Below are 6,015 nucleotides of genomic sequence, written 5' to 3'. Positions count from 1 at the left end.
TTTGATCAGGTGGTTGACGCCGCTTCTTCGTCCAAACCCGAAGGCTTTTCTTCGAAGCGAGCCGGCCATATTAGCCGACTTTTTCACGCTGTCAACACCCGATGTTCGCTAGGTGTTTCCGGCACCGCCGGCCTCTGTCGTGCCGAAACTCGGCAGTTGCGTAGCGGGCCGCGCAGTTTAATGGCACCGAAAAAAAGGTCAACCGTTTTTTTGCATGCCCTTACGGCGCTGCGTCCTGCCCCGCTCTCTCCTCTATTGGTGATGGCGCGGCACGGCCGATCGCCGGCGTTTGCCCGAGAATGCAGCCTGCGCTCCATCATGGGATTCCGCATGACCGCTGCTGCCCGCGCCCTCTGGCGCGACGCGTCGCTGCCCGCGCTGATCGCCGGCTTCGTCACCGTGCTGGTCGGCTTCACCAGTTCGGCGGCGATCGTGTTCGAGGCCGCGCGCAGCGTCGGCGCCTCGCAGGCACAGATCGCCTCGTGGATGTGGGCGCTGGGGCTGGGCATGGGCCTGACCTGCATCGGGTTGTCGCTGCGCTACCGGATGCCGGTGGTCACCGCCTGGTCCACGCCCGGCGCGGCCTTGCTGATCGGCACCGGTGGCGGACTGCCGCTGTCCGATGCGATCGGCGCCTTCGTGGTGGTGGCGGTGTTGTCCACGCTGGCCGGCTTCTCCGGCCTGTTCGAACGCCTGCTGAGGCGCATTCCGCTGTCGCTGGCCTCGGCGATGCTGGCCGGGGTGCTGCTGCGCTTCGGCCTGGACGTGTTCGTGGCGATGCAGCACCAACTGGCCATGGCGCTGGCGATGTTCGCCACCTATCTGCTCGGGCGCCGCACCTTCCCGCGCTATGCGGTGATCGCCACCCTGCTGGTCGGCATCGCCGTGGCCGCGGGCAGCGGCACGCTGCACCTGGAGGCTGCGCGGTTGCGCCTGGCGCAGCCGGTGCTGGTGTGGCCGACGCTGTCGTGGCAGGCGCTGTTCGGGATCGCGCTGCCGCTGTTCGTGGTGACGATGACCTCGCAGAACCTGCCCGGGGTGGCAGCGATCCGCGCGTCCGGCTATGCGGTGCCGATCTCGCCGACCATCGGCTGGATCGGCGTGGTCAATACGCTGCTGGCGCCGTTCGGCGCCTACGGACTGAACCTGGCGGCGATCACCGCAGCGATCTGCATGGGCCGCGAGGCGCAGGAGGATCCGCAGCGGCGCTACATGGCCGCGGTGTTCGCCGGGGTCTTCTATCTGCTGATCGGCGTGTTCGGCGCCACCGTGGCCGCGCTGTTCGCGGCCTTTCCCAGGGAACTGGTGATGGCGATCGCCGGCATCGCGCTGTTCGGCACCATCGGCAACAGCCTGGCCTCGGCGCTGCGCGAGGAACATGAGCGCGAGCCGGCGCTGATCGCGTTCCTGGTCACCGCGTCGGGACTGTCGCTGTTCGGTATCGGCGCGGCGCTGTGGGGCCTGCTGGCCGGTGCGGCGACGCTGGCGCTGTGGCGGCGCAGCCGCTGAGGCCGCGCCGCCGCACCGGACTCAGCGCGGGTCGCGCAACTGCAGCAGCCAGTGGCTGGGCACGCCGGAGTGATCGGGCAGCGGTTCGAAGTCGAACTGGCGGTGCACGGCCGTGCTGCCGTCCACGCGCAGCGGCAGGGTGACGTAGGCGGCTCGGCCCTGCCGCAGCAGCGTGTCGATGCGCTGGGTCTCCGCCAGCGCCGCCTCGCTGGCGTACAGGCGCTCCAGGTCGCAGCCGATCAACTCGGCGACTTCGCGCTCGTACAGGGCGGCGAAGGCCTCGTTGACGAAGGCCAGGCGGCTGGGCCGCGCGCCCTCGCCGCGCTCGACGATCGCTACCGGCTCGCGCAGCCGCGACAGCGAGGCCTCCAACAGGGCGAAATCCTGCTGGAAGCGCTTGCGTTCCATCAGCTCGATCAGCACCCGCAGGCTGCGTGCCGATTCCAGGCTGATCGGCGACCAGGGCCGCGCGCGGCCACGCACGGTCTCCTGCCACAGGTCGAAGCTCTTGCGCGGCGACAGCCGCGAGCCGGCGATGTCCTGCAGCTTGGCCAACTGCGGATTGCCCGCCCAGTTGACCGTGCGCACCTGTTCGCGACGGGTCCACAGCAGCGCGCTGCGCGCCTGCGGCATCAGCGGCACGAAGATGAAGCCGGCCGCCAGCGGCGCCAGATCGGCCAGCGCCGGGAAGGTCTCGCCGATCTGGTCCGAGTGCAGGGCACCGACCGCGTCGTGGCGCAGCGCTTCGTGATGGGTGGACTCGATCTGCTCGCGGATCCGCGCCAGGTCCTCGGTGGCCGGCAGCATGCCATGGCGGGTGACGTGGTCGCCATGGAACACCGCCACGCCGTCGGCATCGACCACGTCGAGCAGGTCCGAGGCCATCTCGTCGAGCATGGGCGCGGTCAGCATCTCGGCGTCGTTGAAGTTGGTGATCAGCTTCTCGCGCACGGTCAGCAGCACCGACTCGGTGCGCGCGCGCGCCACCGCGGTGATCGCGCCGATGCGCCCGGCCAGCGCCCGGCTCAGCGCATCGGCGACATCGCGCATCTCGTGGTTGCAGAAATACGGGCGGTAGTGATGGCAGGCGATCAGCCCCCACAGCGCGTCGTTGACCACGATGGAGGCCACCAGCGTGGCGGTGACGCCCATGTTGGCCAGGTATTCCAGGTGCACCGGCGAGACGCTGCGCAGGCTGACGTCGCTCAGGTCCACCGGCGCGCGCAGGCGCGGATGCAGGGTGGGCTGGATCGGCGACGGCACATAGCCGACGTTGGCGATCTGGCGCACGCGGTTGCGCAGGTACAGCGCGCGGGCCTGCGCCGGAATGTCGCTGGCCGGATAGTGCAGGCCGAGATACGGCTCCAGTTCCGCCGCGCGCGCCTCGGCGACCACGTCGCCGTTCCAGTCCTCGTCGAAGCGGTAGATCATCACCCGGTCGTAGCCGATCAAGCTGCGCAGGCTCTTGGCGGCGCGTTGGCAGGCTTCCTCGATGCTGTGGTCGGCCTCCAGCCGGCGCAGCACCGGCAGCGCTTCGCGCAGGGTGGCGTCGGCCAGCGGCGCATCGCGCGGCTCCAGTTCCAGCAGCCATTGCTCCGGATACAGATGCCAGGCGCCGACCCAGCGCTGCGTCGCGGCCGCGTCCTTGAATCCCACTTCGACATAGGCCAGGTCGCTGCGCTCGGCCGCGTCGGGCAACAGACGCGTGCGCGGATCCTCCAGCACGAGCAGGGCGTCGTAGCGCTGTCCGAGCAGTGCGTCCAGCGGCCGGCCGAACAGGTCGGCGGCACTGGCGCTGGCCTGGACGATGCGCGCGTCCTGCGGTTCGATCACCAGCAGCACGCCGTGCGGCTGCACCGAGCCGGGGATATGGATCGGCTCGCGTGCGCATGCGTCCATGTCCAGGGGCACGACGATGTCGCTCATGCGGCGATCTCCAGGGCGAAGTGGGTGTGGAAGTGCGCGAACATGGCGCGGGCGCCGTCGACCGCGGCCTGCTGCAGCGGCGCGGTCGGCAAGGCCCGCTCCAGGCGCTGCTGGAAGTGTCGCCAGGCGGCCGGGTCGGCATTGCCGAGTTCGAAATAGGACAACGCCGGCGCGGCGCCGGCCAGGGTCTGCCGCAGGTGCCGGGCGATCACCCGCCCGCCCAGGCGCGAGCCCTCGACCACGTAGAGCATGCCCCAACGGGTCCCGGCCTCGGCGGCCGGCGGCAGCGGTTGCGGCGCTGGCGGCGCTGCCCGCAGTGCGTGCAGATCCTGCGCCAGCAGCGGGGTGCGCGGCTGGTACTGCCAGTGCGCGTCGCCGCAGTCGCGCAGCCAGGCCGCTTCGCGCTGTTCCCAGCCGGCCAGCACCGCGTGATGGCGACGCAGCACCTGCACGTAGTCGGCCAGCGACAGCGCCGGGTCCATCAGCGCGCGCATCGCCGGCAGGTCTTCCACCGCCTGGTGCTGCTGCGCAGTGGCCTCGCGCAGCAAGCGCGCAGCGGTCAGCGGCAGGGCGGTTCCGTCGGGAGGAGACATCATGCAGGCGACTGGTACAGCAGCCGGCCGGCCGCGACGAAAGAGGTGGTACAGCGTAACAACCACGATCGCGCGGTGCCAGGCGAGGCTACGTGGGACACGACGACGCCTATCCCAGCAAGCTGAGCCGTTCATGCCGGATACGCTGCCCGCGCTGCGCCTCAGCCGCCGGCCGCCGCGGCAGCCGGCACCCGCGCGCGGCGCCAGGCCACGATCCAGCCGCCGCCCAGCAACAGCGCCGCCAGCAGCCACGGCACGCCAGGGAAGTGCAGCAAGGCATGCGGGCCGATGAAGGCGGCGAACACCCACGCGTACAAGAGCGGCCCGATCACCCCGGCCAGGCTGACCAGGCTCATCAGTGCGCCCTGGATGCGGCCCTGCGCGTCGGCGCCGACGTGGCGGGTGACGATCGCCTGCGCCGCCGGCCCGGCCACCGCCCACAGCGCGCTGATCGGCACGCCGAGCAGGAACAGCGCGCCGCTGCCGGCCACGCTGTAGATGGCGAAGCCGATCACGCCGCAGCCCAGGCCGAACAGCAGCGCGCCGCGCTCGCCGAAGCGGCGCACCACCCGCGCCACCAGCACGGCATTGACCACGATGCTGCACACGCCGACCAGGGCCAGCACCCAGCTGACCTGTTTCGGTCCCCAGCCGAAGCGGTAATCGGCGAACAGCACGAAGATGCTCGGGTAGACGTAGTGCGCCAGGTTGGCCAGGAAGATCACCGCGGCCAGCGCGAACACCTGCGGATAGCGCTGCAGCAGGCGCAGCGCGCCGAACGGATTGGCATGCGCCCAGTCCACGCGCGCGGTGCGCCGTTCCGGCGCCAGCGATTCGGGCAGCACCCACAGGCCGTAGAGGAAGTTGAACAGAGCCAGCCCGGCGGCGAACCAGAACGGGGCGCGCAGATGCAGGCTGCCGAGCCAGCCGCCCAGCAGCGGACCGACCACGAAACCGACGCCGAACGCGGCGCCGATGATGCCGTAGGCCTGGGCGCGCTTGTCGGCCGGGGTGATGTCGGCGATGTAGGCGTTGGCCGAGGTGAAGCTGGCCGAGAACACGCCGGAGACCATGCGCGCCAGCAGCAGCACCGGCAGGCTCTGCGCCAGCGCCATCACCATGAAGTCCACGCCCAGCCCCAGGCACGAGGCCAGGATCACAGGGCGCCGGCCGTAGCGGTCGGACAATGCGCCCTGCAGCGGCGAGCTGACGAACTGCAGGGCGGCGAACAGGAAGCCGAACCAGCCGACCCAGCGGGCCGCGGCAGCGAAGTCCCCGCCGGTGAAGCCGCGCACCAGCGTGGGCAGCACCGGAATGATGACGCCGAAGGACAGCACGTCGATCAGCAGGGTGACGAAGATGAAGGCGACCGCGGCGCGGCGTGAGCGGACAGCGGGAGTCGGAGCGTGCACGGCAGGCTTCCTGGCGGACGCGGCAGTGTAATCGGCGTACCTGGCCATCGGCGCACCCGTGGGTGTGGGAGGTGGCCGATTTGAACGGGCGGCGTGCCTGCGACACCGTGGTGGCTCGGCTGGCCGTCGCGGGAGCGCTTGCACCGCGACCGGTGGGGTCATGGCGTCGGGACTGAAGTCCCTCCCACAGAAGCGTCGCGGCTGGCCAATTGCGGGTCAGGGCTCAACCCTTTCTGCACCAGCGGCGCAGCCAGGCCGCTTGTCGTAGGGGCGGTTTCAACCGCGACCTGAGGGACCGAGGCGTTGGGACTGAAGCCCCTCCCGCAGAAGCGGCGGGGGCTGGCCAATTGCGGGTCAGGGCTCGACCCTTTCTGCACCAGCGGCGCAGCCAGGCCGCTTGTCGCAGGGGCGGTTTCAACCGCGACCTGAGGGGCCGAGGCGTCGGGACTGAAGTCCCTCCCACAACAGGGTCGAGGCTTGGCGGATTGTGTCGGAACCGACGTGCTCTACACCGAGCGACTCCCCTCTCCCGTCGGGAGAGGGGTCGGGGGTGAGGGTCCGGCGGAGGCAGCGGC

The 6,015-nt window shown here is 70.6% G+C and carries 4 protein-coding genes; 1 reads left to right on the top strand and 3 read right to left on the bottom strand.

Features of this window, described 5'->3' with window-relative positions; genetic code table 11:
* Window positions 1-330: 330 nt before the first annotated feature.
* Window positions 331-1,509 carry a benzoate/H(+) symporter BenE family transporter gene (locus tag CEK65_RS18425; protein ID WP_152182610.1) on the top strand — a complete coding sequence of 393 codons (1,179 nt, stop codon included), beginning with the start codon at window positions 331-333 and terminating at the stop codon, window positions 1,507-1,509.
* A 21-nt stretch (window positions 1,510-1,530) separates the two neighbouring features.
* Here CEK65_RS18425 and bphP read toward each other — a convergent pair whose 3' ends face one another.
* The 3 genes from bphP to CEK65_RS18410 form a co-directional block, all read right to left on the bottom strand.
* Window positions 1,531-3,435 (bottom strand): bacteriophytochrome BphP, encoded by a 1,905-nt coding sequence (gene bphP, locus CEK65_RS18420; protein ID WP_152182609.1) that lies wholly within the window; start codon window positions 3,433-3,435, stop codon window positions 1,531-1,533.
* Entirely contained in the window at window positions 3,432-4,031 is a 600-nt protein-coding gene (locus CEK65_RS18415) for a biliverdin-producing heme oxygenase (RefSeq protein WP_152182608.1), read from the bottom strand. Before CEK65_RS18415 ends, bphP begins: the two co-directional genes overlap by 4 nt.
* 158 nt (window positions 4,032-4,189) lie before the next feature.
* Window positions 4,190-5,440, bottom strand: coding sequence for a TCR/Tet family MFS transporter (locus tag CEK65_RS18410; protein WP_152182607.1), 1,251 nt, complete (start codon window positions 5,438-5,440; stop codon window positions 4,190-4,192).
* Window positions 5,441-6,015: the final 575 nt, after the last annotated feature.

It is taken from the genome of Xanthomonas sp. LMG 12459 (genome assembly GCF_009192905.1).
Lineage (GTDB): Bacteria > Pseudomonadota > Gammaproteobacteria > Xanthomonadales > Xanthomonadaceae > Xanthomonas_A > Xanthomonas_A sontii.
This window is presented reverse-complemented; position numbering and strand designations above follow the sequence as displayed.